Below are 23,264 nucleotides of genomic sequence, written 5' to 3'. Positions count from 1 at the left end.
GTAGGGGTTTGACCTACGAGCAGGCCCCTCACGGACGCCCGGAGGAGCCGGTCATGTCCAGCTGCAGCCCTGTGGAGGGCAGAGCGTGACGGGATGGATCCTTGGAGTCGCGTTGGTCCTCGCGATGGGCGCGATGGCGGCGCGCTCGGCGCGGCGCTCGTCTCGACGTCGGGCCGCTGCATCGGCGCCGGGCAGGAGCGCCGACCGTCCGCTGCGGATCCGCTCCTTCCGCGAGCTCGACGAGGTCGCGTCGAAGGCACGCTGCGGCTGCGGTGGATCGCTCCACCTCCTGGGAGAGGGCAGCCGCAGCACGCCCACCGGAAGTGTGCGTGTTTTGCGCTGCGAGTGCGAGCACTGCGAGGAGGAGGTGGATCTCTTCTTCGACCTCGTCGAGGTCCGGCACTGATCCCGGCGAGAACCCCGGCTCCGCATGCCTGGACGTAGGGATCCTCGTCGTGTAGGTTCCCTTCGTAGACGCTTCGCCCGCCCTCGACCAGATGTGGAGAAGGCGGGCGTTGCCGATCTTGCGGGGATGAGCTGTCTCGATGGAACGGCGCACCGGTACACTTGTGGAAGCAGTCACGCCCACGGCGACCGTGCCCGAGATGCCTCTCGCTCTCGGTGATGGCGCATTTGTCACGTTGTCTTCGGCGGCGGAGCGCGCGCTGGCGGAGCGGCTCGCGGCGGAGCTCTCGGACGGCCCCGAAGCGTTCCGTGTCCGATCGGCGGCCCGGCTGGTCGAGGTCGCCGGCGAGCTGGCCGTGCCGGCGATCGCGAACGTCCTCGGCTCGGTGAACGTGCGGACGCGCGCGGCGTTGGTCGAGCTCCTGGGCCGCGCAGGTGGCGCCCTGGCCTTCGACACCGTGCGGGGTCTCCAGCGCGATCCGGACGCTTCGATCCGCGCGGCGGCCGTGGACGCCGCGGTGCGCCTCTCCGGCGACGATCCGCGGGCGCTCGAGATCGTGCTCCTCGACGCGATCGACGACCCCGATCCCCGGGTTCGCCGCAGGGCGGCGCTTGGCGCCGCGTCGGCTCGCGGGATCGATCCGGGGCCCATTCTCGCGCCGCTCCTCTCGGACGAGGACAAGCAGGGGAGGAGGCTCGCCGCGATCGCGCTCGGGTCCACGCGGGATCCCGACGCCGCGCTGGCGCTCATCGATTCGCTGCTGGATGTCGAGGAGACGGTCCGTTCCGCGGCGAGCGCGTCGGCCGAGCAGCTCTTCGGTCCGGACGCCGCCGGGATCGCCGAGCTGCCGGAGCTGCAGCGGGGGAGGGCTGCGGCCCGCCTTCGCGCCCGTGTGGCGGCGAACCTTTGGCGGCTCGCGCCGGAGGGCGTCCTGACCGCTCGCGAGGAGATCGCAGCGTCGAGCTTCGCCAGGGGCGGATCGGACGCGGGGATCCTCGCCGACGAGGAGGTCGCGAGCGTTGTCGCGGACCTCGCCGATGCCGCGGGCCTCGCGGACATTCTCGCGTACGAGGCCGCGATGGCCGCTTCGTCGGCGGCGCAGGAGCTTCGGAGCGGAGCGCTCGACGCGGAGCCCGCGGAGATCGAAGTGGCGCTCGCGGCAGAAGGCTCGCGCGACGCCGAAGACGTCGTCGAGACGGCAGGTGCAATCGAGCCGGAAACCGTGCTCGAGGCCGAGGCCGAGGCCGCGTTCGAGGCGGAAGGCGCGCTCGAGGCTTCAGCTGTGCCTGAGGCTTCAGCTGCGCCTGAGGCCGACGTCGCGCTCGAGGTTGAGGCCGCGCTCGAGGCGGATGTTGTACCTGCGCCGGAAGCTGCGCGCGATGCGGCTGGCGCGCTCGAGACCGCAGCCGCGTACGAAAGCGGAGCCGCGCTCGAGGCGGAGTTCGAAGGCGAACCTGCCTCCCCCGCGGGCGGAGACGAGCCGGCCTTCGACGCGATCGAGGCCCTGCTCCTGGCGGCCCTTCGCGGCATGGAGGACTCGGCGCTCGCCGCCGAGCTGGGTTACTCACCCCTGGCGCTCGTCCCGGTGATCGAGGAGCACCTCGCCGCGGGGCGGATCGTGCGCCGTGGCAGGAAGCTCTTCCTCCCCTAGGAACCTGGAAGGACGTCGAACGTGGACGGAATCCGCTACCCGCGAAAGCGCTTCGCCGAGATCCTGGCGCTCTCGGAGCGCGAGCTCAACGAGGCCGAGACGCATCCGGAGCTCGCCGCGGCCTCTGCCCGTGAGACCTTCACGCCGGCGGAGCTGTCGCTCTTTCGCCGGGTCCTGGCGCGTTATCCGGAGCGCCGTGGGCTGCGCAAGCAGCTCTTCCTCAACTTCAAGGGCGGCACCGGCAAGACCAGCCTCTCCTCCTCCTACGCCTACCGCCTGGCGGAGATGGGGCACCGGGTCCTGATCGTCGACCTCGACTCCCAGGGCCACGCCACCAAGTGCGTGGGCTACGAAGGGGAGGAGCAGAAGAAGACCCTCTTCGACGTGCTCGTGAAGAAGCTCCCCATCGAGGAGGTGCTGCTGCGCACGCCGCTCGAGGAGCTCCACCTCATCCCGTCGAACCTCGGGATGAGCACGATCGACCTCGCCCTGATGCCGATGAGCGGCCGCGAGTTCCGCCTGCGGAAGGCGCTGGAGGAGATCGCCAATCGCTACGACTTCGTGGTGATGGACGCGCCTCCCTCGTTCGGCCTGCTCAACCTCAACGCGATCATGGCGGCGGACGATCTCTTCGTGCCGGTGCTCGCCGACTTCCTCTCCTTCCACGGACTCAAGCTTCTGTTCGAGACGGTGCAGGAGCTCGAGGAAGAGCTCGAGCACTACCTCCAGCAGATCCGGATCGTGCTGAACGCCTTCAACCCGACTACGAAGATCGCTCGCGAGGCGCGCGGCGCCCTCGAAGAGCACTACGGCGAGTTCCTCGCGAAGACCGTGGTGCGCCAGTGCACCAAGTTCGCGCAGTCCTCCAGCGAGGGGATCCCGATCTTCGCCTACGACCCGACGAGCAAGGGCGCCACCGACGTGGAGGCGCTGATCGCCGAGCTGATGGCTGCAGCCGCAGCCGCCACTCCCAAGGAGCGGAGCGCATGAAGCGCGCTTTCGATTCGAACGTGTCCCGGGCCAAGCCCCGCACCCGCCTCCTCGACGCGCTCGCGCCCGAGCCCGAGGAGTCGTCGATCTCTCCGGACCTCGCCGCGTTGATCGCGAGGCCTCGCGCGAGCCTGCCCGATCGGCGCCCCGCGGAGGGCGCGAAGGCGGCCGCCGCAACCGCGGTGCTCGCGGGGGCCGTCGCCGCCGAGGTGTCCGCGACCAGGGCTCCGGCTCCGGCGCGCCGGGATGGGCTCGTGGAGGTAGAGGCGAAGCTCGCGGACCAGGCGAGCCAGGTGGCCCACGAGGCGAGCCGCGCCCGCGGGGGCCTGCCCGCTCACATGGCTCGCGCCGCGGCCTCCGCCCAGCAGCCGGCTGCACCCTCGCGGCCGGTGGAGAGCATGCCGGCCACGACCCCGGCGCCGCAGCCGCGCGCAGAGGCCGCGCGATCGAGCGCGTCCACGACAGCCCACGCGCGGGAGCGCTTCGAGCGCCCCTCCGCCGACCTCGCCGCGACCGTCCGGGAAGAGCTCCGGTCCGCGGCGCGTCCCATGGTCCAGCAGGCCGCGGAGACGAAGGCCGCGCCCTCCGTGCCGACCGGGCTCTCGGCGGATCTGGCGCAGACCGTGTCCCGGGCTCATGCGGGGCGCACGCGGATCCCGGCCCCGGCGGCGGAGACCGTCCGCGAAGGGCGGGCGAGAATCGAGGAGCTCCGGGGCAGGCTGATGGCCGCTCAGGAGCCGAAGCCGGCGCCCCTTCTCCCGCCCGGCGGCGCCGCCGCGGCGGTGCGCAACGCGGTCACCGACCTGCGGGCACGGCTCGCCGCCGCCGTCTCCGAGCGCGACACGATCGCAAAGACCCTCGAGGCCACCCGCGACGATCTGCGCAGGGTGAGCCAGGAGCTCACGGAGCGGACCAAGGCCCTCGCAGCCGCCGAGACCGTCGCGGCCGAGCGCGCTCGGGTGGCGGAGGAGCTGGTGGCCGAGGCCGAGGCGCTGGCGGAGGAGCGGGATCAGGCGCTCTCGCGGATCCTCGAGCTCAAGTCTCTCGACGAGCAGCAGCTCCGCCTCCTCGCCGACGCGGAGCGGGCGCTCGCGGAGCGCGACCAGAGGCTCGAGCGCGGGGCCTATGAGGCCACGGAGCTGCTAGGCCTCGTCGACGCCCAGGCGATCGAGCTCGAGGAGCTCCAGGCGCGGCTGATGGAGCGGACCACCGAGCGCGACGCGGCCCTCGGGCGCGCTGCGGGCCTCGAGGCCGACCTCGAGCGCCACCGCGGGACCAGCGAGGCGCTCGCCGAGCTGCAGCGCCTGGTGGCCTCCGAGTCGAACGGCTGAAGTGATCGGACCCGCTCCCGGGGGACCGGGCTCGTCACGCGCTCCGATAGCGGGCTCCCGAAGGAGCGCCCGGCATACGGCTGGGCGCCTCCCTCCCCGGTAGCCGACGGGCGCGAATCGAACCCCGATGGGGTGGCACGAAGCCGCGGGCCGGGGTAAACAGCCATTTCTTGGGGCCGGCCTGGTGGCTTGGGACTAGATCATTCCCCGAGAGATGCCGCGTCCTTGGAAGGCGGAGCGTCCAGGAGGAGTCGCCACAGCATGGTTCAGCCACCCGATGATGGGCTCCGCATGGTTGCGCTCGCCCGAGCCGATCTGCCCACCGAGCACGGAACCTTCGAGGCGATCGTCTTCTCGATGGCGGGCGATCCGCGCGAGCACGTGGCCCTGGTCTTCGGCAAGCCCGAGGCGCAGGAGCGGGTCGCGGTGCGCGTCCACAGCGAGTGCCTGACCGGCGAGGCCTTCGCGTCGCTCAAGTGCGACTGCGGCGCCCAGCTCGACGGCGCGATGCGCGAGGTCGCGCGGCGCGGGGTCGGCGTCGTCCTCTATCTCCGCCAGGAAGGCCGCGGCATCGGCCTCGCGAACAAGATCCGCGCCTATGCCCTCCAGGCGCAGGGCGCGGACACCGTCGACGCGAACCGCCTCCTCGGGCTCCCCGACGACGCGCGGACGTACGAGGCGGCGGCGGCCATGGTCGAGTTCCTCGGCATCCGCTCCATCGAGCTCATCACCAACAACCCGGCGAAGGTCGACGCGATGTCGACGCTGGGCGTTCGGGTCGAGGCGCGGATCCCCTCCCTGGTGCCGGTGGGCGAGCACGCCCGCCGCTACCTCGAGGTGAAGCGGGACCGGATGCACCACCTGATCCCGGAGCAGCGGCAGGCGGTCCCGCAGAGCGTCGCCCACGGGACCAACAGCGGCAGCTCCAAGCGCTAGCTTTTCTCAGAGCGTGTGAAGAAATCGGGCCCGCAGAAGCGGGCCCGACTTCTTCAGCCGCGCTCCGCGCGAAAACGCTCTTCTTTTCGTCTGCTCCGCCTTCGGCTTCGCGAGAGCTTGTGAATTCTTCACAAGCTCTCAGCGCCCCTGCAGCGAGCCGAGAAAGGCCGTGGTCTCCTCCCAGAGCCGCGGCTTCACGTCCAGGAGCCCGTGGTCGGAGTCGAGCTCCACCAGGCGGACGTCGCTCGCGCCTTCCGCGAACTTCCTCGACGTGCCGATCCCGACCTCGCGGTCGTGGACGCCGTGGAGGATCAGCGCCGGGCAGCCCAGCCGCGGGTAGGGCGGATAGCCCATCGCGTCGAGGTAGAAGCCGAAGCCCAGCTTCTCCATGCGCCCGTAGGCGTGGTGCTGGACGTCGAGCTCTCGGCTCTGCCTCCACCTCCCCACGCCCTCGTCGCCGAGCCACGCGTTCCAGCGGCCCGGGAGGTCGAAGGCCGGGGCGAGGAGCACCGCCCCAAGGACCCGCGGGTCGCGGGAGGCGGTGAGCGCGGCCAGGTAGCCCCCGAGCGACGAGCCGATCACGATCGCGCCACGCTCGTCCGCGCCCACCCTCGAGAGCGCCGCCCTCGTCTGCTCGAGGGCGCGCGTGAGCGTCAGCTTGGAGAACCCGCCGGGGCCTTCGTTGAGGTCGGGGATCTCGGAAGGGATCCCTTCTTCCGCCAGGCGATCCCGGAAGAACCGGGCCTTCTCCGAGGTCGGGCTGCTGGCGAACCCGTGTAGGTAGACGACGCCTGGAGCTCTCATGATCTCAGCCGCTCGCGCAGGCGGCGGGCGCTCTCCCTGAGCTCGTCGTCGTCGGCCGTGAGCTCGAGGGAGCGGAGCTGCTGATCGAGGGAGGGCGGGATCTTCTTCGCCTGGCCTTCGGCGACCAGCGTGTCCAGGCGCGCGAGCGCCTTGGCCGCCACGGCCTCCTTCGGATGGCCGAGGAACTCGGTGAGGAGGTACGGATCCGGCGGGAGCTCCTGGTCCTGGACGAAGGCCGTCACCAGCTCTGCCCACTTCTTGCGATCCTCCGCGGAGGCCTTCTGGATGGCCTCGATCGCCTTCGTGCGCGCGGTCTTCGCTCCGGTCGGGTCGAGGATGCCCCTCAGCCCCTCCGGGGCAGAGGAGGCGCCGCCCTCGAAGAAGCGATCGAGGCTCGATTTGTACTCCCGGTAGGCCTGGGAGCGCTCGAGGCGCTCGCGGGAGTGGTCCGGCCGCTCGCCGCCGGTGTGGCGCGACTGGCCGCGCATCCGATCGATCTCGCGCCAGCTCTTCTTGGGGCGGTTGCCGTCGTCGTCTCCGCTGCGGGGCATCTCGGGCGACTCCTTCCTATCTTGCGTCCTTCTACCATGGCAAAGATGGGCGCGCGGACACCCGAAGACGGCACGAGCGAGAACCCTACATGGCGAAGCGAAACGGAAAGACCAATGGGCGGCCCGACGGGGGAGGAGCGCACGAGACGTCGAGGGCTCCATCGCTCGCGCGGATCTTCGAGGGGAGCGACGTCCTCGGTCGTCTACTCGAGAGGGCCGGCGCCGAGGTGGGCGTGGAGGGCACCGTGAGCCGCTTCGCGGCGGCGATCGCCGAAGGCCGGCAGCCTCCGGAGGTGATCCCCGCCCTCTTCGCGAAGGAGCCGCGCTTCGGCGACCCTGGCGACGCGATGCGCCTCTACGGCAACCTCTTCGGCGTCTGGGACCTCCTCGTCGCCGGAAAGGATCCCGAGGAGATCGGCAGGATGGTCCGCCCTCCGCCCGTCGAGGCCTCGGAGGCCGAAGCGCCTCGCAAGCCGCGGATCGAGCTGCCGCCCAGAGGCTCGCTCGAAGGCCGGGAGCTTCCCTACGAGATCGTGGAGGGTACCTGGCAGCTCCTCGAGGACCTGCCCCCGCGGGAGCGGACCCGGCGTCAGGATCGCTACGCCAACGTGCAGTCCGAGCTCTCGGAGTGGGCGCGGCTCGTGGACGGTCTCTCCGGCGTGGCGCAGGAGACCCTCGAGTACCTCTGCTTCGAGCTGGCGGAGATGTTCGACCACGCGTTCGGTGACCGCTTCGGGCAGGTCCGGTATCGCGCCCTCGAGGTCGCCGAGCCAGAGGCCGCCGACCGCGTCCAGGCCTATGCGGCCGACTACATCGCCGAGTCTCTGGACGAGGCGGAGGAGGACGAAGAGGAGGGCCTGACCGAGGCGGAGCGCCGGGCGGTCGAGCGCTACGCGCGTCAGGCGATCGTGGCGATGACGGCCTCGGTGCGCGTGGCGCAGGAGTAGCTCCCTCGCGGGGCCACACAACCGGCCGCAACGTTTAGCGAGCTGCGGCCGTTTTCGGCGACGCCTTCGCGGCGGCCTTCGCCGGCTCGCGTGGCGCCTTCGGGGTGCGCGCCTTTCCCTTCGGCGCGGCCTTCGAAGCGGGGGCCTTCTTCGGGGCGGCGGCGTTCGCCGGCTTGGACTTCGACGAGCTCTTCGCCGCGACCTTCCGGACGTCGCTCTTCGGGGCCGGCTCGGCGGCGGCGCTCGGCCTGGGCGTCTCGACCGCGGCCTTGGCGGGAGCGGCCTTGGCGCGCGAGGCCTCGCTCTCGGCCCTGGCCAGGTTCGCGAAGCGGGTCAGCACGGCGGAGCGGAGGCGCTCGATGAGCTCGTGCTCGAAGGCGACCACGCCCCCGGGGACCTCGAGGCGGGTCCTCTCGACGTCCGCATCGGCGACGCGGAAGAGGACCAGGGGAAGGTCACGCGTCTGGGCGGACTTGCGCAGCTTCTCGCCGATCTCCCTGCAGTGGGTGGCGATCCTCCCGCAGTCGAGGGCGATCACGTCGGGGTCGAAGCTCGAGGCCAGGTCGCGAGACTCCGGCCACGCGGGCTCCGCGGCCGAGACCCGAAAGCCTGCGCTCTCGAACGCTGCGGCCCTCTCCTTCCGTGCGTCGGCGTCGTAGCTGAGCAGCAGCACCTTCGGCATGATCGTCTCCCCAGCGACCAATTCCCCCCGGAACGGAGGCTGTATGGATGGGCGCGCACCAGGCTGGCCTTCACCCCACGCTACAGTGGAAAGCGGATTCCATCCATCGGAAACGTGTCGGAGCGTGTGTGAAAAGAGACGTCTATCGCGCTCGAATCACGTATAGGCCGGCGTCGGTGGCGGCGTAGAGGGCACGCGGCTGCACCGTGTCGTCGAGGTGAATCTGATTCACCCGGAGGTTCCCCGGAACGAGAGCGCTCTGCTCCCAGCGCCCCGTCGCGGGATCCCATCGCCACAGCCCGCTGGACCCGGTCGCGACCCAGAGCTTCCCGTCCGACGGATCGAGCTCGAGGCCGTTGATCACGGGGTCGGGCGTCCCCGGAATGGACCACCACTTGCGCGGCGCGTCCAGCATGGCGGAGAGGCCCATGCCCCAGGATCCCACGTACATGATTCCCTTCTCCGGGGAGAGATCGCCCGCCACGGCGTGCAGGTTCTTCGGGACCTCGACCGGTCCAAGGTGCTGCGGCCAGGTGTCTTCCTTCCACGGCACGCGGCTCGAGTCGAGGAAGCCCAGGACGTCGTCCATGGGTGTGGGAGGGAGCGCGGCCACCTTCCAATGGCTCGCATAGAGGAGGTTCCCGGAGGGATCGGTGTTCACCGCCCAGACGTAGCCGATCGCCTCCGAGCCGTTGCGGTCGAGGAAGATCGCGTGCCGATGGTCCGCGTAGTCGTCGCCGCGCAGGAGGGTGACGCCGTGGTTGCTCCCCACGTAGACATCTCCGTGGTTCGGCCCTCCCGTCACCCTCGCGAGCGAGAAGATGGACCGGGTGTGATCCATCCACTTCGAGTTCGTGTTCTGAATTTTGTAGTGGTGCTCGAGAGCGAGGGTCCCGTCGGGCAGCAGCTCCATCCGGTCGACGTCTCCGTAGAGCTTGTCGGTCTCGGAGAGGTCCTCTGGTGCCGCGTCCCACGCGAGGAAGCCCAGGTAGACGCGATCCTTGGCGCCGCCCACGATGCTCATGACGGGGTAGCCCCTGTCGAACTGCCCGCCGGTGGCCGTTTCGGTGAAGATCGTTTCGCCGACCGGCATCGCGTAGGCCGCGTTGCCGTCGATCACGTAGACGTTCTGCCCGTCGTCCACCCCCACGCCGGTCAGCGCGCCGGGCAGACCGCTCTCCGGGCCGTAGACCTTCACATCGTCGAGAGGCCAGGGTCCCTCGGGGCCCCAGGGAGGCGGGATGGGAGGGTCGGGCGGATCCACTGGCGGCTCGACGGTGCCCTGGCCGACGGTCTTCGGCTTCGCCACGCAGCCCGCGGACACGATGGCGAGAGCGGCGATCGTGGCGATCGCGAGTACCTTGGCGAGCATCTCCTTCGCGCCTCCGAAGCCCCGCGGCCCGGTTGCCGCAGCGGGCTCAGAGTCCAGCGCAGCAAGGAGCGCGCCGCTCGTCCCGCTGGCGATCCACGCGCGATCCGCGGTGAAACACGCGAACGGATCTGCCGCGCTCGGAAGCGGAGTTCCTATTTGGATGCCACCGATGCACGACCGGGCTTGACGAAAGGGAGAGAGGTGCGTTGGATGCGCCCCGCCGCGAGGCCGACCCGGATCACCCGAACGAGGCCTCCCTTTCGTCTCATAGGAGCACACCGTGGCGTACCACCCCTGGCACGACGTCGAGCTGCCGGAAAACCTCGAAGACCCGATCCCGGCCATCATCGAGATCCCGATGGGATCCAAGGTGAAGTACGAGCTGGACAAGGTCTCCGGTCTCCTCATGGTCGACCGGATCCTCTTCTCGGCGGTCTACTACCCGGCCAACTACGGCTTCGTGCCGCGCACCTACTGCGATGACGGCGATCCCCTCGACGTCCTCGTGTTCTGCCAGGAGCCGATCGCCAGCCTCGCGATGATGCGCGCCAAGGTCATCGGCGTGATGAAGATGCGGGACGAGAAGGGCGAGGACGACAAGCTCATCGCCGTCCACGCGGACGATCCCGAGTACGCCTCCTACTCGGATCTTTGGCAGCTCCCGCCGCACCGCCTCCGCGAGATCAAGCGCTTCTTCGAGGACTACAAGGCGCTGGAGCGCAAGACCGTGGTGGTCTCCGATCCGCTCGGCAGGCGCGAGGCCCTCGCGGTGCTGCGCGACGGGATCGACCTCTACAACAAGAACCGCCCCGAGCTGATCGCGAACTACCAGGCGGGCCCGCCGAGCGCTCCCGTGACCTCGAAGCCGATCATGCCCTCCGTCGAGGCCGTCGAGCCGGCTCCCGCGGAGAAGCCCGTGAAGCGCCAGCGCAAGGCCCCTGCGAAGGCTGCCGCCGAGGCCCCGCCGGCGCCCAAGGCGAAGCGCTCGCGCAAGAAGTAGCCTCGCCCCGTCCGGAGGGGCGCCCGTTCCCTCCGGAACGCGATGACGCGAACCCGCCGGTTCACGTCGACGAAGGGGAGCCTCCGCCGAGGCTCCCCTCGGCCTCCGCGTCAGGAATCGGCCAGGACACTGGCACGGTCGCGGTGTGCCACTCGCCGCTCGGGCTCCTCTTCCGCACCTGGATTTGTCCGTGGGACCGCCCGTGATCGAAGAGGTCGCGGGTGAGGCGCACGTCCTCGCGGCAATAGTGCTCGAGCTCGGCGAGGCGCCCCTGGCGGAACCACTCGATCGCCTGGAGCCCGTCGCCGGCCTTGCGGCTGCCGAGGGTGGCCGAGCAGCAGCTCTCGAGGCTCACACGATGCCCGAGGCGGGAGCGGAGATCGACGAGGAGATCGAAGCAGCGCACCCCGTCGATCTCACGATGCTCCGCGTACGGTCGCAGGACCTCGAGATCGAAGCCCACGTGGTTGAAGCCGACGACGAGCCGCGCGCCCAGCAGGCGATCGATCAAGGCACCGGCGTCGCCTTCGAAATACGGGGTGAACGCCTCGCGCTCGTAGGACCAGACCACGGCCAGGGAGAGGCCGAGGAGATCCGGACGCCCGCCCTCCACCTCGGCGAAGGCCCGCCGGGTCTCCAGATCGAGTACCAAGACCTCCGCTTCGTCGCACGCAGTCGGGTCCGTCATCTCGTGGCCTCCCGTCTCGAAAGACGGAAGTGTCGCACGACCCTCCGACACGGCTCCGCGATGACCATCATGGCCTCATGGGACGCGTGCGCCTGGGCACGAGCGGTTGGTCGTATCCGCATTGGCGCCGGCTCCTCTATCCGGAGGGCCTCGCACAGACGCGGTGGCTGCCGCGCTACGCCGAGGTCTTCACGACGGTGGAGCTCAACGCGACCTTCTACCGCCTGCCCACCGAGAAGGCCGTCGATCGCTGGCGCGAGCAGACGCCGCGCGGCTTCCTCTTCGCCTGCAAGGGCAGCCGCTACCTGACCCACACCCGCAAGCTGCGCGACGTCGGCCAGGGGCTCGAGCGGTTCTTCGCGCCCCTCCGCAGGCTCGGGCCGAAGCTGGGGCCGGTGCTCTGGCAGCTCCCGCCCAACTGGAAGACCGCCAACCCGGTGCGGCTCGAGCGCTTCCTCCAGGCCCTGCCCAGCGACGTGAGGCACGTCTTCGAGTTCCGTGCGATCGCCTGGTATGACGAGCCCATCCTCGAGCTCCTCGACCGCTACGGCGCGGCGATCTGCGAGCACGACCTGCTCCCGGAGCTCCCGCCGCATTCGACGGGAGACTTCCGCTACCTGCGCTTCCACGGGACCTCGGCCAGGTACGGCGGGCGCTACGGGAAGGAGGCGATGGAGGAGGTGGCCCTCGAGCTCCGCGACACGGGCCGCGACGCCTACGTCTTCTTCAACAACGACCGGAAGGGCGCCGCCCTCCTCGACGCCCTCGACCTCTCCGAGCTCCTCGGCGAGCCGCTCCCGCACGCCGAGGAGGTGCGCGAGGAAGCCTAGGGCTGCGCCACCGGCGCGCCCAGGTGCTCCTCGAAGAACGAGGTGATCCTCGTGTAGAGGCGCGTGGTCACGAGCGGATCCGGCACCATGTGCGTGAACCCCGCCAGCGGGAGGAAGTCGTGCCTCTTCCCGGCGCGGAAGAGGGCGTCCGACATCTTCAGCGCGTGGGCGAAGTAGACGTTGTCGTCCGCGGTCCCGTGGATCAGCAGGAACGGCCGCGAGAGCTCCGACGCGTAGCTGAGCACCGAGCTCTTCCGGTAGCCCTCCGGGTTCGCCTGGGGGAGGCCGAGGTAGCGCTCCGTGTAGTGCGTGTCGTAGTCGAGCCAGTCGGCCACCGGCGCTCCGGCGACCGCGGCCTTGTAGACGTCCGGCCGCTGCATCGCGGCCATCGACGAGAAGTAGCCGCCGAACGACCAGCCGTAGATCCCCACCCGCTCCATGTCGAGCTCGGGGAAGCGAGCGCCGAGCGCCTTGAGCCCCGCGACCTGATCGGCCAGCGGGACGTCGATGAGGTTGCCGTGGATGGCGCGCTCCCAGGCGCGCCCGCGGGCCGGCGTCCCGCGCCCGTCCACCGAGACCACCACGAAGCCGTGGTCGGCGATCCACTGCTGCAGGAGCCACTTCTCCCTCGCCGCGGTCACGACCTGAGCGTGGGGACCGGCGTAGACGTAGACGATCACCGGGTAGCGCAGCTTGGGATCGAAGTTGCGCGGACGCACCAGCGCCGCCCGCATGGCGTGCTCGCTCGCGAGCTCGACGAGCTCGAGGTTCGGCAGGAAGGCGGGCGCTTCCGCCACCGACCGCAGCTCGCCGAAGGGGTGGCCGTCGCCGCGGCGCACGGTGAAGCGCTGCTCGCCGGCGAGCGAGGAGAGCGTGTGGACGTAGAGCGAGTGATCGGCCGCGAAGGTCGCGTCGTGCTCGCCCGGATCCGTGGTCAGCGCCTTGGGCTCCGAGGGAGCTCCGGATTCCGAGGCGCCCAGGGAGACCTGGTAGAGCTGGCGCTCGGTGGCGTTCGGCGAGGCCGCGACGATCGCCGTCTTGCGCTTCCCGTCGACGGCGAGGAGCCGGCGGTAGCCGAGGTCGGGAGCGGTCAGGGCACGAACGAGCCCGCCGTCGCGATCGTGGAGCTCGAGCTGCCACGCGCCGTTGCGCTCGGTGGTCCAGAGGAAGCCCTCGCCGTCGGGGAGCCAGCGCGGGACGTCCTGGTCGAGGTTGACCCAGGCGGAGTCCTTCTCCGTCAGCAAGGTTCGCGTCTCGCCGGTGGACGCCTGGACGGCGAGGAGCACGCTCTCGGTCTGGGCGCGGTTCTGCACCAACAGGCTCAGGGGTGCCTCTTCCTGCCAGGTCACCTTCGCGAGGTAGGGATAGCGGTCGCGGTCCCAGCTCACCCACACCGGCTTTCCGCCCGTCACCGGCGCGATTCCGAGGCGAACCGAGACGTTCTGCTTGCCGGGGCGCGGGTACGGCCAGCTCTGGGGTTCCGCCTGGGGCTTCGTCGGATCCGCGATGTAGGCGTTCTCGACACCCTGGGTGTCTGCCTCCTCAAAGGCGATCAGCTTCCCGCCCGGTGACCACCAGTAGCCCTCGAAGCGGTCCATCTCCTCCTGCGCCACGAACTCGGCGAGGCCGTTGGTGACGGTGGGCGAGGAGCGCGTGGTGAGGCGGCGCTGGTTGCCCGACTCCACCTCGATCACCCAGAGGTCCCCGTCGCGCACCACCGCGACCTTCTGGCCGTCCGGCGAGAAGCGGGGATCGCTCGGCGAGCCTCCCTCGGCCGGCAGCTCCTTGACCTTGCCCGTGCGCCGCTCGATCACGAAGAGGCGCTCGGAGAGGGGCACCAGGATCCGCTCACCGTCCTTGGAGAGCTGGAAGGAGGCGATCCCGCGAGCGGCCTGCCTCATGCGCTCGCGGCGGGCGAGCTCCTCGGCGGAGAGCCTCTCGGCGCCGCCCTGGAGGATCTCCTCTGCGGTGAGGAGGCGGCGTTCCTCCCCGGTCGCCGGGTCGAAGCTCCACAGGTCGTTCACGAAGCTCCGCGGGCTCGAGCGAAGGAAGAGCACCGCGTCGCCCTTCGGCGTCAGCGCGATCTTGCTCGGCCTTCCCAGGCGGAAGCGGAACGTCTCGGCGTATTGCTCGAGGAAGGCGGGGTCGGCGAGCTTCGGGGGCGCCAGGACCGCGGGCTCCGCGTCGGTGCGCGGCTCGCGCGAGCGATCGCTCGAGCTGCAGGCGGCGAGGGAGGCGGCTGTGAGGCAGGCTGCCGTGAGGGTGAGGAAACGCATAGGGCTGGCCTTGTACTACTTGGAGCTGATGCAGGAAAGGATCGGCTCGTATCGCGGCGTCAGCGATAGAGCGCTGCGGCCATCCGGGCCCGGAAGTCGTCCGCGAGCTCCGAGCGCGGTCCGATGACGCCGAAGACGTCGAGCATCGCCAGCCGCGCCTCCTCCCCGGGGCCCTGCCGCGGGCTCGCACGGACCACCTCCAGGAGCGCGGAGAGCGCCTCCTCGTGCCTCCCCGCCGCAGCGAGGGCCTTCCCGAGGCTCACCTTCGCTTCGAGGTCGTCCGGAGACCGGCGAACCCGCTCTTCGAGCTCGCTCAGGTCTCCGGCGCCTGCCGAGCGGATCCTCAGCCGAAGCTCCGCGATCTGCGACGCGTGCTTCGACGAGTCCGGGGCCAGGATCATGTCCAGGTGCCGCTCCGCGGCCTCCGCTTCGCCGGCGGCGAGCTCCAGGCGGGCGAGGGCCACCAGGGCCGCCTCGTGGCGCGGCTTGAGCCGGAGGGCCTCCGCGTACGCGTGGCTGGCATCGTTGAGCCTGCCCTCCTCCTCGTGCGCCTGGCCACGGGAGACGGCCTCGTCGGCAGGCCCGGGGACGAAGCGCTCGAGCCAGGCGCGGATCACGGACTCGGGGAGAGCGCCCGTGAGCTCGTCCACGACCTTGCCGTCGCGAACGGCCTTCAGCGCCGGGATCCCCTGGACGTTGAGCTCGTCGGAGAGCGCCTCGTTCTCGTCGGCGTTCACCTTCGCCAGGCGGAAGGCGCCATCGTGCTCCTTGGCGAGCTTCTCGAGGATCGGCGTGACGACCCGGCACGGCGCGCACCACGACGCCCAGAAATCGACGACCACGGGCCGCCTGCGGCTCTCTTCGAGCACTTCCTTCTCGAAGCTGGCTTCGTCGACGTCGACGATCGCCGGGGATGCCTCCGCCATGTACGTCCTCCGTTTCCCACGAAAACGATGCCCACCGTACATCCAGCCGCCATCGATCGGGCCCCGATCTGCGAGCGCTGGTACCTCGACGAGGTGTTTTGTCACGGGGCGGACGGAGCGGGTCCCTGGCCGAGTTGCCGCGGCCGCCGCGACCCAAGTTTGCTCGCAGGTTCCGCCGAATGGGCGGCGGGACGGGAGCGCGACGATGGCAGATACGGGTCGAGTCCGGGATTTGATGCCGAAGGGAGATGCGCTGCGCAAGGCGGTTCGCTGGATCGGCGAGCGGAGGCTCGACGAGCCCGATACGCCTCCCTACCGCTTGATCGACGAGGCGAGCAGGCGCTTCGACCTCTCCCCGAAGGACGGGGAGTTCCTCCAGCGGAACTTCGCCGATCGCTCGCCGCCGAAGCACTAGACGCCGCGGCCTGGGAGCAGGTGCGGCTGCCGTCGAACTCGTTTCGGATCCGTTCACGACATCCGCTTAGGATGGCGACATGGACGTCGCCACCACCCACCTCTCGGCCGATCTCGACGGCCTCGCATCGCTGGTGGCCCTGCGGCTCCTCGAGCCCGGGATCGAGCTGGTCCTCCCCGGCTCGATGGAGGCCACCACGCGCCGGTTCTGGGAGGAGCAGCAGCGTTCACTGCCGGCGCTCCTCTCGCTTCCGGAGCTGCGATCGAGGCTGGAAGGCGGAGAGCGGCCGGGCCGGATGCTGGTCGCGGACACGGCGGATCCCGCGCGGATCGGCCCCCTCGCCGAGCTCGCGCCGCGCTTCGAGAGCGTGCTGGCCTTCGACACGCATCCCACGGCGGAGGGCGATCTCCCCCGAGCCCCGATGCCTCGCGTCGCCGCGTGCACTTCGGCCTTCGTGATGAAGCTCGACGAGGCGGGCCTGCGCCCGACGCCGGAGCAAGCCGGCCTCTTCGCCCTCGGGATCCACCAGGACTCCGGGCACTTCACCTTCCCCGGGACCCGCCCCCTCGACCTCGTCGCCGCGGCGCGCTGCATGGAGTGGGGCGCGCCCATGGAGTGGATCGAGCGCTACGTGCCCAAGGGCTACACCTCGAGGCAGCTCGAACTCCTGGAGGAGATGTCGCGCTCCGCCGTGCACGCGGAGATCGCGGGGATCCCGGTCGTCCTCCTCTCCCTCGACCTGCCCGGCTACGAGGCGGAGCTCTCGGTGCTCCTGGAGCAGCTCCGCGCGGCGGAGGACTGGCCTGCGGCCTTCCTCCTCGCGGGCAGCGGCGATCGCGTCGACGTGATCGGGAGGGGTGACGACGCCGTGGACGTCGCAGCGGTAATGCGACGGATCGGCGGAGGCGGGCATCGGGACGCCGGAAGCGCTGTGTTGAGCGACATCACGATCCGTGAAGCGCAGGCGATCCTCCGCTCCACCCTCGAGGAGACGCTCGGCAACCGCCGCCGTGCCGGCGAGCTCGCCACTCGCGACTTCCTTCGCCTCCCCGCAAGAGCCTCGATCCGCGACGCCGGCGAGCTGATCCACCAGCGCCGGATCGACTCCCTCCCCCTCACCAAGGGCAAGGGCGCGGCCCTGGAGTACGTGGGCGTCGTCACCCGTCGTGAAGTGGATGCTGCGCTCCGCCACGGCCTCGGCGACAGGCCCGCGGGCGAGCTCGCCGCCTTCGCCCCCGCCTGGATCCCCGCCGACGCATCCGTTGCCGAGGCGCGGGAGCGGCTGATCGAGGGCCCGTCGCGGCTCCTCCTCGTCGGCGATCCTCCCGGCGGCGCGGTGGGGATCCTGACCCGCGGCGCCGTCTTCCGCGCGCTCGAGGAGCCGACCGCGGGGCGCCGCATCCGGCCGCCCTCGGCGGAGTCGATCCTCGACAAGGTTCGCACGGGCCTCGGCGAGCGGTGGGAGCTGGTGGAGTCCCTCGGCGCCATCGCGGGAGAGTGGGGCCGGCCGCTCCACCTGGTGGGCGGCACCGTCCGCGATCTCCTCCTCGGCCTCCCGGTGCGGGACGTGGATCTGGTGCTCGAGGGCGACGCGCCCCGCCTGGCCGCCGAAGCGAGGCGGCGCTTTGGCGGCGAGGTCGAGGTCCACGAGGCCTTCGGCACCGCCTGCTGGATCGGCCCCTCTCGCGGAGATCGGGGGGAGCGAGCGTCGACCTCGCGTCCGCGCGCTTCGAGCACTACGAGCGGAGGGCCGCGCTCCCCACCGTCGCCTTCCACGCGGGCCTGCGCCAGGATCTCTTCCGGCGGGACTTCACCCTCAACGCCATCGCGATCTCCGTGGATCCGCGCGAGGCGGGAGCCGTGCACGACCCCTACGGCGGCCTCGCCGATCTGAAGGCGGGCTTCCTGCGCGTGCTCCACGGCCTGAGCTTCCACGACGATCCCACTCGCGCCTTCCGGGCCGCGCGCTTCGCCGCCCGCCTCGACCTGCGCCTCGCCCCAGAGACCCTCGGCCTAATGGCAGCCGCACGCAGGGCGGGGAGCTTCGACGCCCTCGGCCGCGAGCGCCTCGGGGGCGAGCTCGATCGGATCCTCGCGGAGCCCGCGGTGGTCCAGGCCTTCCGCCTCCTCCGGGAATGGCGGCTGCTCCCGGTGATCCACAAGCGTTTCGACGCCACCCGGGGCTTCCTCGAGCGGCTGCAGGACGCCCGCTCGGCGGCCGCTCGCGCCGGCGGCGTCCTGGGCGACGAGGCGCCGTCCCAGGCCGAGGTCCTCTGGCTCGCCGTGGCCTCGGCGATCCCCCGTCCCGACCGCGCCACGCTCGATCGGATGATCCCCGGCGGCCACAAGGCCAGGCGCCGCTTCCGCGAGGGAGCCGAGAAGGCGAAGCGCGCGGTGTCGGCCCTCGCCAAGGCGAAGCGGCCCTCCGACGCGGCGAAGCTCCTCGAGCGCCTGGACCCTGCGGAGCTCGTCTACGCTCTCGGCCTCGCCGAAGGCCGCGGCCACGGCAGGTGGATCGACTGGTGGCTGCAGGAGGGCCGGGCGATCGAGCCGGCCTTCGGCGGCGACGAGCTCCTCGCCCAGGGCTTCCGCCAGGGGCCCGCCTTCGGCCGCGCCCTGGACGCCGCCCGCCGCAAGGCGTGGGACGGCGCGGATTGGGAGGCGCAGATCGCCGCCGCCCGGGCCGTGCTCGTCAAGGTGGGAAGGGATCAGGCGGGGTAGGTGTGGGGCAGGCTGCGGCGGGTGACCGCGGCGATGGAGGCTACCTCGACCCGCGGGTGCTCCAGGAAGACCGCGTAATCGACGCCGGACTCCGTTCGGACGTCGCGTAGCCGGTCGACGAAGGTCTCGCCGCCAGCGAGCTCCACCTCGACGTCGACGTGCATGAGGACCGACTCCTCGAGGACGTCGAGGAAGTCGCAGCGCCCCAGCCTCTCTCGCTCGAACCGGCTCATGACACGAGCTTGGGCGCGATCCGGCCAGGGCGCAATCGCCACGAAACCCGTGGAGCTCGTTCGAACACGAGCTCCACGAGGTCCGAGCGAAAGGCGCGGGCGCCCGTCAGATCGACAGGCCGCCGTCGACGTCGATCACGCGGCCGTTGAAGTAATCGCACTCCAGGACGAACTTCACCGCGAGCCAGATGTCCTCGGGCACGCCGGTGCGACCCACGGGGATCGCGGCGACCAGCGCGTCGTGGGCCTTCGGGTTCATGCCCGCGGTCATCGGGGTCTCGATCATGCCCGGCGCGACGGCGCCGACGCGGATCCCGAAGGCGGCGAACTCGCGCGCCCAGGTGACGGTGTTTGCGGCGAGGGCGGCCTTGGCGGCCGTGTAGTTCGACTGGCCCCGGTTGCCGTGCCGGGCGACGGACGAGAGGTTGACGATCACGCCCGGGCGGCTACCGGTCTCGGCCATCTTCGCCACGACCTCGCGGGTCATGAAGGTCGCGCCCGTGAGGTTCACGGCGATCACCGAGTTCCACTGAGCGGCCGTGAGCTTGGTGATGGCGCCGGTGGTCTTGTCCTTCTTCACGAGGAGGCCGTCGCGCAGGATGCCGGCGTTGTTGACGAGACCGTTCAGGCCGCCCATCGCCTCCGCCGCCTCGGCAACGAAGGACTCGCAATCCGCCTCGCTCGAGACGTCGAGCTTGCGCGTGAAGATGCCCTTGGGCAGCTCGGCGAGGCCGGCGTCGTTCACGTCGCCGACCGCGACCTTGGCGCCGGCGGCGTGGAGCTGCCTGGCGAAGTGGGCGCCCATGCCCTGGGCCCCGCCGGTGACGATGATCTTCAGATCCTGTAGCAGCACGTTCCGCTCCCGCGTGAGGTGAGGCGCCAGCCAAGGGCCGCCTCGTTGGTCGCCTGTTTGGGCGAAGAGGGGGGAGTTGTACCAGCCCGGAGCGGGCCGGCTCAATCGTCCGCTTCGTTCGCCGTCTCTCCGCCCGGTGCGCTTCCCGTCGGATCGGGCTACAAGGGCGGCGCGGCCGCGGGTGGCCGGGGAGAATCGACGACCGATGCGCAAGGCGCTCACGATCGCGGGATCGGACTCCGGAGGCGGAGCCGGGATCCAGGCCGACCTCAAGACCTTCTTCCGCTTCGGAGTCTACGGCACGAGCGCGATCACCCTCGTGACGGCGCAGAACACCGTGGGTGTCCAGGGCGTCTACCCGATCGCGCCGGAGGCGATCCTCGCGCAGGTGGAGTCCGTCGCGGGGGACCTTCGCCCGGACGCGACCAAGACGGGCGCCCTGGGCTCGCCAGAGGCGATCGAGGCGGTGGCTTGGGCGGTGGAGCGCCACGGCCTCTGGCCGCTGGTGGTCGATCCCGTGATGATCTCGAAGCACGGCGCCCCGCTGCTGGGGCCCGAGGCGATCGACGCGCTGAAGCGCCACCTGCTGCCCAAGGCGAGCCTGCTCACGCCGAACCTCCACGAGGCCGGCGCGCTCCTCGGCGCGACGCCCGTCGACGAGGGCGAGATGCGGGAGGCGGCCAGGGCCCTCGCCGCCCTCGGGCCGAAGGCGGTCTGGCTCAAGGGCGGCAGCCTGCCCGGCGAGCTGGCGATCGACATCCTCTTCGATGGAGAGGAGCTCCACCGCTTCTCCGCGCCGAAGCTCGCGACCCGCAGCACCCATGGCACGGGCTGCACCGCGTCCGCCGCGATCACCGCCGGCCTCGCGCTCGGGCAGCCGCTCCGGGAGGCGGTGGCCGATGCCAAGGATTTCATCCAGCGGGCCATCTCGAACGGCCCCGACCTGGGCAAGGGCCTCGGCCCGGTGGATCACATGGGCTGATTCAGCGGACCCGGCGCGACCCGGCACACCCGGCGCTGCGCGATTAGGTTCCGGGTATGGCGCCCCACGTGTTGATCATCGGCGGCGGGTTCGGCGGACTCACCGCGGCAAAGTCCCTGAAGCACGCACCGGTCAAGGTCACGCTCGTGGACCGGTGCAACCACCACCTCTTCGCTCCGCTTCTCTACCAGGTCGCCACCTCCGGACTGTCGACCTCGGAGGTGGCCACCCCGATCCGCTCGGTGCTCCGGAAGCAGGAGAACACCCGGGTGCTCCTGGACGAGGTCAAGGACATCGACCTCGAGAACCGGGAGGTCACCCTCCGCGACGAGCGGCCGCTCTCGTACGAGTACCTGATCGTCGCGGCAGGCGCGCAGACCAACTACTTCGGCAACCTCGAGTGGTCGAGCAACAGCCTGGGCCTCAAGGACCTCGACGACGCGATCGAGCTCCGGAGGAGGGTGCTCCTCGCCTTCGAGGCAGCGGAGCGGACGGCCGACGACGAGGCCCGTCGCAAGCTCCTCACCTTCGTGGTGATCGGCGGCGGCCCCACGGGCGTCGAGCTCGCCGGGGCCCTCGCGGAGCTCTCGCGCCGCACCCTCGCGCGGGACTTCCGAGTCGCGAGACCCGCGGAGGCGAGGATCGTCCTCCTCGAGATGCTCCCCCGGATCCTGCCGGCCTTCGACGAGAGCCTCGCCGAGAAGGCGGCCAGGCACCTGGGCGAGCTCGGTGTCGAGGTGATGACGGGGGAGAAGGTGACCTCCATCGACGAGGACGGCGTCCATGTCGGCGGCGAGCTGCTCGAGTCGGGGACGGTGACGTGGGCCGCCGGCGTCCAGGCGAGGCCGCTGACGGCGCGCCTCGGCGTGGCGCTCGACCGAGGGGGCAGGGTGATCGTCGGCGACGACTGCTCGATCCCCGGTCATCCGGAGGCCTTCGTGATCGGCGACATGGCCTCCTTCCGCGGGCCGGAAGGCAAGCCGCTCCCGGGCGTCGCGCCGGTGGCGATGCAGCAGGCCCGCAGCGTCGCGGCGAACATCGGGCGCACGCTCGGGGGAGAGGCTCGGAAGCCCTTCAGCTATCGGGACAAGGGCGTCATGGCCACGGTCGGGCGCTCCCGCGCCGTGCTCGAGATGGGTCGGCTGCGCGTCGACGGCTTCCTCGCGTGGCTCGCGTGGGTCTTCGTCCACGTCTTCTACCTGATCGGCTTCCGCAACCGGGCGTTCGTCCTCGCGGAGTGGGCTTTCTCGTACTTCACGTACCGGAAGGGGGCCCGCCTGATCACCGGACGCCGCATCGAGGCCGGAAAGCCCGCGCGTCTCGTCGAGCCGTCGGAGATCGACGTCGAGCGGATGCAGGCCAGGAGGCGCGAGGAGGAGGAGCGTCCGCCCCTTCACTAGCGCGTGCGCAGGCCGCCCATGACCCGGTCGTAGAGCGAGGCGGGCACCAGCCGGGACAGCCGCACGATCGTCGCCAGAGGCCACGGGAACGCGACCACGGCCTTGCCCTGCTCGATCCCCCGGATCATCCGCTCGGTGGCGTCCTCGACTTCCAGGAGGAACGGCATCGGATACGGGTTTGCGTCGATGAGCGGCGTGCGGACGAAGCCGGGCCTCACGTCGGTGACCGTCACGCCCGTGCCGCGCAGGTCCACCCGGAGGCTCTCGAGGAAGACCGCAAGGAATGCCTTCGATGCGCTGTAGGCCGCGCTGCGGGGCATGCCCCGGTAGCCGGCGAGGCTGGAGATCCCCACGATGTGCCCGCGCTTGCGCTCCACCATTCGCGGGAGCACGGCGGTGAGCGTCGCAACCGCCCCGGAGACGTCGAGGTCGACGGTGGGCGCGATCGCCTCCCAATCGAGCTTGCCGGCCCAGCGGGTGACCCCGATGCCGGCGTTGGCGATCACGAGGTCGAGGCCGCCGAGCTCGTCGTCGACGCGCCTCACCAGGGCCTGCGTCGCGACCGGATCGGAGAGGTCCGCCGGATAGATCCGCGCCTTCCCTCCCGCGCTGCGGATCTCGGCGGCGAGCTCCTCGAGGAGCTCGGCTCGCCTGGCGCACAGCGCGACCTCCGCGCCCCCTGCCGCGAGTCGCTTCGCGAGCGAGGCGCCCAGGCCGCTCGAGGCGCCGGTCACCAGCGCGGTGCGCCAGCGGCTCGGAGCGTGTGAAGAAATCGGTCCCGCAGAAGCGGGCCCGATTCCTTCAGCCGCGCTTCGCGCGGAAACGCTCTTCCTTTCGTTTGCTCCGCCTTCGGCTCCGCCGTTCACTTGCTGCCCTGGATCAGCTCGATCTTGTAGCCGTCGGGATCCTCGATGAAGGCGATCACCGTCGTGCCGTGTTTCATCGGCGCCGGCTCTCGAACCACCTTTCCGCCCGCAGCGCGGATCTGATCGCAGCGCGTGTAGATGTCGTCGACTCCGAGTGCGATGTGACCGAAGCCGTCGCCCAGGTCGTACCGGTCGGTGTCCCAGTTCCAGGTGAGCTCGATCACCGCGTGGCTCTCCTCCGGGCCGTAGCCGACGAAGGCGAGGGTGAATCGTCCCCCCGGATACTCGTGCTGGCGCAGGAGCTTCATGCCCAGCACGCGGGTGTAGAAATCGAGCGAGCGCTCGAGGTTGCCGACCCGGATCATCGTGTGGAGGATTCTCATCCCCACTTGGTTAATCGCAGG

23 protein-coding genes and 2 pseudogenes are annotated in these 23,264 nt (G+C 70.8%); 14 read left to right on the top strand and 11 right to left on the bottom strand.

Features of this window, described 5'->3' with window-relative positions:
• Positions 1–85 precede the first annotated feature (85 nt).
• The 5 genes from AKJ08_RS12795 to ribA all read left to right on the top strand — a co-directional run bounded on the left by AKJ08_RS12795 (position 86) and on the right by ribA (position 5,314).
• Positions 86–406 (top strand): hypothetical protein, encoded by a 321-nt coding sequence (locus AKJ08_RS12795; RefSeq protein WP_157370657.1) that lies wholly within the window; start codon positions 86–88, stop codon positions 404–406.
• A 199-nt stretch (positions 407–605) separates the two neighbouring features.
• Positions 606–2,057 (top strand): HEAT repeat domain-containing protein, encoded by a 1,452-nt coding sequence (locus AKJ08_RS12790; RefSeq protein WP_169788818.1) that lies wholly within the window; start codon positions 606–608, stop codon positions 2,055–2,057.
• Positions 2,058–2,078: 21 nt separating this feature from the next.
• A complete protein-coding gene (locus tag AKJ08_RS12785; protein WP_050726420.1) occupies positions 2,079–3,047 on the top strand; it encodes a ParA family protein in 969 nt (322 codons plus the stop codon).
• Positions 3,044–4,378, top strand: a complete 1,335-nt coding sequence (locus AKJ08_RS12780; protein ID WP_050726419.1) for a hypothetical protein — start codon at positions 3,044–3,046, stop codon at positions 4,376–4,378. Before AKJ08_RS12785 ends, AKJ08_RS12780 begins: the two co-directional genes overlap by 4 nt.
• A gap of 261 nt (positions 4,379–4,639) precedes the next feature.
• On the top strand, positions 4,640–5,314 hold the full coding sequence (gene ribA, locus AKJ08_RS12775) for a GTP cyclohydrolase II (RefSeq protein ID WP_082343132.1): 675 nt from the start codon (positions 4,640–4,642) through the stop codon (positions 5,312–5,314).
• 138 nt (positions 5,315–5,452) lie between these two features.
• On the opposite strand, the gene AKJ08_RS12770 is transcribed toward ribA, so the two are convergent.
• Together AKJ08_RS12770 and AKJ08_RS12765 are read right to left on the bottom strand one after the other, a co-directional pair.
• Positions 5,453–6,118: an alpha/beta hydrolase gene (locus AKJ08_RS12770; protein ID WP_050726417.1), complete on the bottom strand. Its 666-nt coding sequence runs from the start codon at positions 6,116–6,118 to the stop codon at positions 5,453–5,455.
• Positions 6,115–6,669 carry a hypothetical protein gene (locus AKJ08_RS12765; RefSeq protein ID WP_050726416.1) on the bottom strand — a complete coding sequence of 185 codons (555 nt, stop codon included), beginning with the start codon at positions 6,667–6,669 and terminating at the stop codon, positions 6,115–6,117. Before AKJ08_RS12765 ends, AKJ08_RS12770 begins: the two co-directional genes overlap by 4 nt.
• An 89-nt stretch (positions 6,670–6,758) precedes the next feature.
• Between AKJ08_RS12765 and AKJ08_RS12760 the strand changes: the two genes are divergently transcribed.
• Positions 6,759–7,616 (top strand): hypothetical protein, encoded by an 858-nt coding sequence (locus AKJ08_RS12760; protein WP_050726415.1) that lies wholly within the window; start codon positions 6,759–6,761, stop codon positions 7,614–7,616.
• A gap of 34 nt (positions 7,617–7,650) precedes the next feature.
• On the opposite strand, the gene AKJ08_RS12755 is transcribed toward AKJ08_RS12760, so the two are convergent.
• The gene (locus AKJ08_RS12755) at positions 7,651–8,298 is read right to left on the bottom strand and encodes a hypothetical protein (RefSeq protein WP_050726414.1); all 648 of its coding nucleotides are present in this window, start codon (positions 8,296–8,298) and stop codon (positions 7,651–7,653) included.
• 142 nt (positions 8,299–8,440) lie between these two features.
• On the bottom strand, positions 8,441–9,670 hold the full coding sequence (locus AKJ08_RS12750) for a hypothetical protein (RefSeq protein WP_050726413.1): 1,230 nt from the start codon (positions 9,668–9,670) through the stop codon (positions 8,441–8,443).
• A 280-nt stretch (positions 9,671–9,950) separates the two neighbouring features.
• Here AKJ08_RS12750 and AKJ08_RS18750 point away from each other — a divergent pair, with 280 nt between their 5' ends.
• Positions 9,951–10,670 carry an inorganic diphosphatase gene (locus AKJ08_RS18750; protein WP_157370656.1) on the top strand — a complete coding sequence of 240 codons (720 nt, stop codon included), beginning with the start codon at positions 9,951–9,953 and terminating at the stop codon, positions 10,668–10,670.
• Positions 10,671–10,731: 61 nt separating this feature from the next.
• On the opposite strand, the gene AKJ08_RS19360 is transcribed toward AKJ08_RS18750, so the two are convergent.
• Complete coding sequence (locus tag AKJ08_RS19360; RefSeq protein WP_050726412.1) at positions 10,732–11,358, bottom strand: 3'-5' exonuclease family protein; 627 nt, start codon at positions 11,356–11,358, stop codon at positions 10,732–10,734.
• A gap of 77 nt (positions 11,359–11,435) precedes the next feature.
• Here AKJ08_RS19360 and AKJ08_RS12735 point away from each other — a divergent pair, with 77 nt between their 5' ends.
• Positions 11,436–12,188 (top strand): DUF72 domain-containing protein, encoded by a 753-nt coding sequence (locus tag AKJ08_RS12735; protein ID WP_050726411.1) that lies wholly within the window; start codon positions 11,436–11,438, stop codon positions 12,186–12,188.
• On the opposite strand, the gene AKJ08_RS12730 is transcribed toward AKJ08_RS12735, so the two are convergent.
• On the bottom strand, positions 12,185–14,464 hold the full coding sequence (locus tag AKJ08_RS12730; protein WP_050726410.1) for a S9 family peptidase: 2,280 nt from the start codon (positions 14,462–14,464) through the stop codon (positions 12,185–12,187). The genes AKJ08_RS12735 and AKJ08_RS12730 overlap by 4 nt on opposite strands.
• Positions 14,465–14,523: 59 nt before the next feature.
• Positions 14,524–15,390, bottom strand: coding sequence for a tetratricopeptide repeat protein (locus AKJ08_RS12725; protein ID WP_050726409.1), 867 nt, complete (start codon positions 15,388–15,390; stop codon positions 14,524–14,526).
• Positions 15,391–15,625: 235 nt separating this feature from the next.
• Here AKJ08_RS12725 and AKJ08_RS12720 point away from each other — a divergent pair, with 235 nt between their 5' ends.
• The 4 genes and pseudogenes from AKJ08_RS12720 (at position 15,626) to AKJ08_RS12710 (ending at position 18,526) form a co-directional block, all read left to right on the top strand.
• Positions 15,626–15,805: a hypothetical protein gene (locus tag AKJ08_RS12720; RefSeq protein ID WP_205624724.1), complete on the top strand. Its 180-nt coding sequence runs from the start codon at positions 15,626–15,628 to the stop codon at positions 15,803–15,805.
• Positions 15,806–15,884: 79 nt separating this feature from the next.
• Positions 15,885–17,465 (top strand): annotated as a pseudogene (locus AKJ08_RS12715) (CBS domain-containing protein); the annotation flags it as partial.
• Between the two features lie 5 nt (positions 17,466–17,470).
• Positions 17,471–17,656, top strand: a pseudogene (locus AKJ08_RS20915) (hypothetical protein); the annotation flags it as partial.
• A 9-nt stretch (positions 17,657–17,665) separates the two neighbouring features.
• Positions 17,666–18,526: a tRNA nucleotidyltransferase/poly(A) polymerase family protein gene (locus AKJ08_RS12710; RefSeq protein WP_169788715.1), complete on the top strand. Its 861-nt coding sequence runs from the start codon at positions 17,666–17,668 to the stop codon at positions 18,524–18,526.
• Here the strand turns inward: AKJ08_RS12710 and AKJ08_RS12705 are convergent.
• A complete protein-coding gene (locus AKJ08_RS12705) occupies positions 18,514–18,759 on the bottom strand; it encodes a hypothetical protein (protein WP_050726405.1) in 246 nt (81 codons plus the stop codon). The genes AKJ08_RS12710 and AKJ08_RS12705 overlap by 13 nt on opposite strands.
• Positions 18,760–18,865: 106 nt before the next feature.
• The gene (locus AKJ08_RS12700) at positions 18,866–19,612 is read right to left on the bottom strand and encodes an SDR family oxidoreductase (RefSeq protein WP_050727571.1); all 747 of its coding nucleotides are present in this window, start codon (positions 19,610–19,612) and stop codon (positions 18,866–18,868) included.
• Between the two features lie 205 nt (positions 19,613–19,817).
• Between AKJ08_RS12700 and thiD the strand changes: the two genes are divergently transcribed.
• On the top strand, positions 19,818–20,594 hold the full coding sequence (thiD, locus tag AKJ08_RS12695) for a bifunctional hydroxymethylpyrimidine kinase/phosphomethylpyrimidine kinase (RefSeq protein ID WP_050726404.1): 777 nt from the start codon (positions 19,818–19,820) through the stop codon (positions 20,592–20,594).
• A 56-nt stretch (positions 20,595–20,650) separates the two neighbouring features.
• Complete coding sequence (locus AKJ08_RS12690; protein ID WP_050726403.1) at positions 20,651–21,994, top strand: NAD(P)/FAD-dependent oxidoreductase; 1,344 nt, start codon at positions 20,651–20,653, stop codon at positions 21,992–21,994.
• Here the strand turns inward: AKJ08_RS12690 and AKJ08_RS12685 are convergent.
• The gene (locus AKJ08_RS12685) at positions 21,991–22,728 is read right to left on the bottom strand and encodes an SDR family NAD(P)-dependent oxidoreductase (RefSeq protein ID WP_240475326.1); all 738 of its coding nucleotides are present in this window, start codon (positions 22,726–22,728) and stop codon (positions 21,991–21,993) included. The two genes, AKJ08_RS12690 and AKJ08_RS12685, sit on opposite strands and share 4 nt — an antisense overlap.
• A 128-nt stretch (positions 22,729–22,856) precedes the next feature.
• Positions 22,857–23,243 carry a lactoylglutathione lyase gene (gene gloA, locus AKJ08_RS12680; protein ID WP_050726402.1) on the bottom strand — a complete coding sequence of 129 codons (387 nt, stop codon included), beginning with the start codon at positions 23,241–23,243 and terminating at the stop codon, positions 22,857–22,859.
• Positions 23,244–23,264: the final 21 nt, after the last annotated feature.

The sequence above is a fragment of the Vulgatibacter incomptus genome (assembly GCF_001263175.1).
Taxonomy (GTDB): Bacteria; Myxococcota; Myxococcia; order Myxococcales; family Vulgatibacteraceae; genus Vulgatibacter; species Vulgatibacter incomptus.
Note: the sequence above shows the minus strand (reverse complement) of the source record. Positions and strands in the feature narration are given on the sequence as shown.

Coding starts and splice junctions, on each gene's coding strand:
- AKJ08_RS12750 (WP_050726413.1), bottom strand. CDS start 9,670: ATGCTCGCCAAGGTACTCGCGATCGCCACGATCGCCGCTCTCGCCATC.
- AKJ08_RS12765 (WP_050726416.1), bottom strand. CDS start 6,669: ATGCCCCGCAGCGGAGACGACGACGGCAACCGCCCCAAGAAGAGCTGG.
- AKJ08_RS12770 (WP_050726417.1), bottom strand. CDS start 6,118: ATGAGAGCTCCAGGCGTCGTCTACCTACACGGGTTCGCCAGCAGCCCG.
- AKJ08_RS12755 (WP_050726414.1), bottom strand. CDS start 8,298: ATGCCGAAGGTGCTGCTGCTCAGCTACGACGCCGACGCACGGAAGGAG.
- AKJ08_RS12705 (WP_050726405.1), bottom strand. CDS start 18,759: ATGAGCCGGTTCGAGCGAGAGAGGCTGGGGCGCTGCGACTTCCTCGAC.
- AKJ08_RS12790 (WP_169788818.1), top strand. CDS start 606: ATGCCTCTCGCTCTCGGTGATGGCGCATTTGTCACGTTGTCTTCGGCG.
- AKJ08_RS19360 (WP_050726412.1), bottom strand. CDS start 11,358: ATGACGGACCCGACTGCGTGCGACGAAGCGGAGGTCTTGGTACTCGAT.
- AKJ08_RS12780 (WP_050726419.1), top strand. CDS start 3,044: ATGAAGCGCGCTTTCGATTCGAACGTGTCCCGGGCCAAGCCCCGCACC.
- ribA (WP_082343132.1), top strand. CDS start 4,640: ATGGTTCAGCCACCCGATGATGGGCTCCGCATGGTTGCGCTCGCCCGA.
- AKJ08_RS12690 (WP_050726403.1), top strand. CDS start 20,651: ATGGCGCCCCACGTGTTGATCATCGGCGGCGGGTTCGGCGGACTCACC.
- AKJ08_RS12720 (WP_205624724.1), top strand. CDS start 15,626: ATGCCGAAGGGAGATGCGCTGCGCAAGGCGGTTCGCTGGATCGGCGAG.
- AKJ08_RS12760 (WP_050726415.1), top strand. CDS start 6,759: ATGGCGAAGCGAAACGGAAAGACCAATGGGCGGCCCGACGGGGGAGGA.
- AKJ08_RS12735 (WP_050726411.1), top strand. CDS start 11,436: ATGGGACGCGTGCGCCTGGGCACGAGCGGTTGGTCGTATCCGCATTGG.
- gloA (WP_050726402.1), bottom strand. CDS start 23,243: ATGAGAATCCTCCACACGATGATCCGGGTCGGCAACCTCGAGCGCTCG.
- AKJ08_RS12730 (WP_050726410.1), bottom strand. CDS start 14,464: ATGCGTTTCCTCACCCTCACGGCAGCCTGCCTCACAGCCGCCTCCCTC.
- thiD (WP_050726404.1), top strand. CDS start 19,818: ATGCGCAAGGCGCTCACGATCGCGGGATCGGACTCCGGAGGCGGAGCC.
- AKJ08_RS12725 (WP_050726409.1), bottom strand. CDS start 15,390: ATGGCGGAGGCATCCCCGGCGATCGTCGACGTCGACGAAGCCAGCTTC.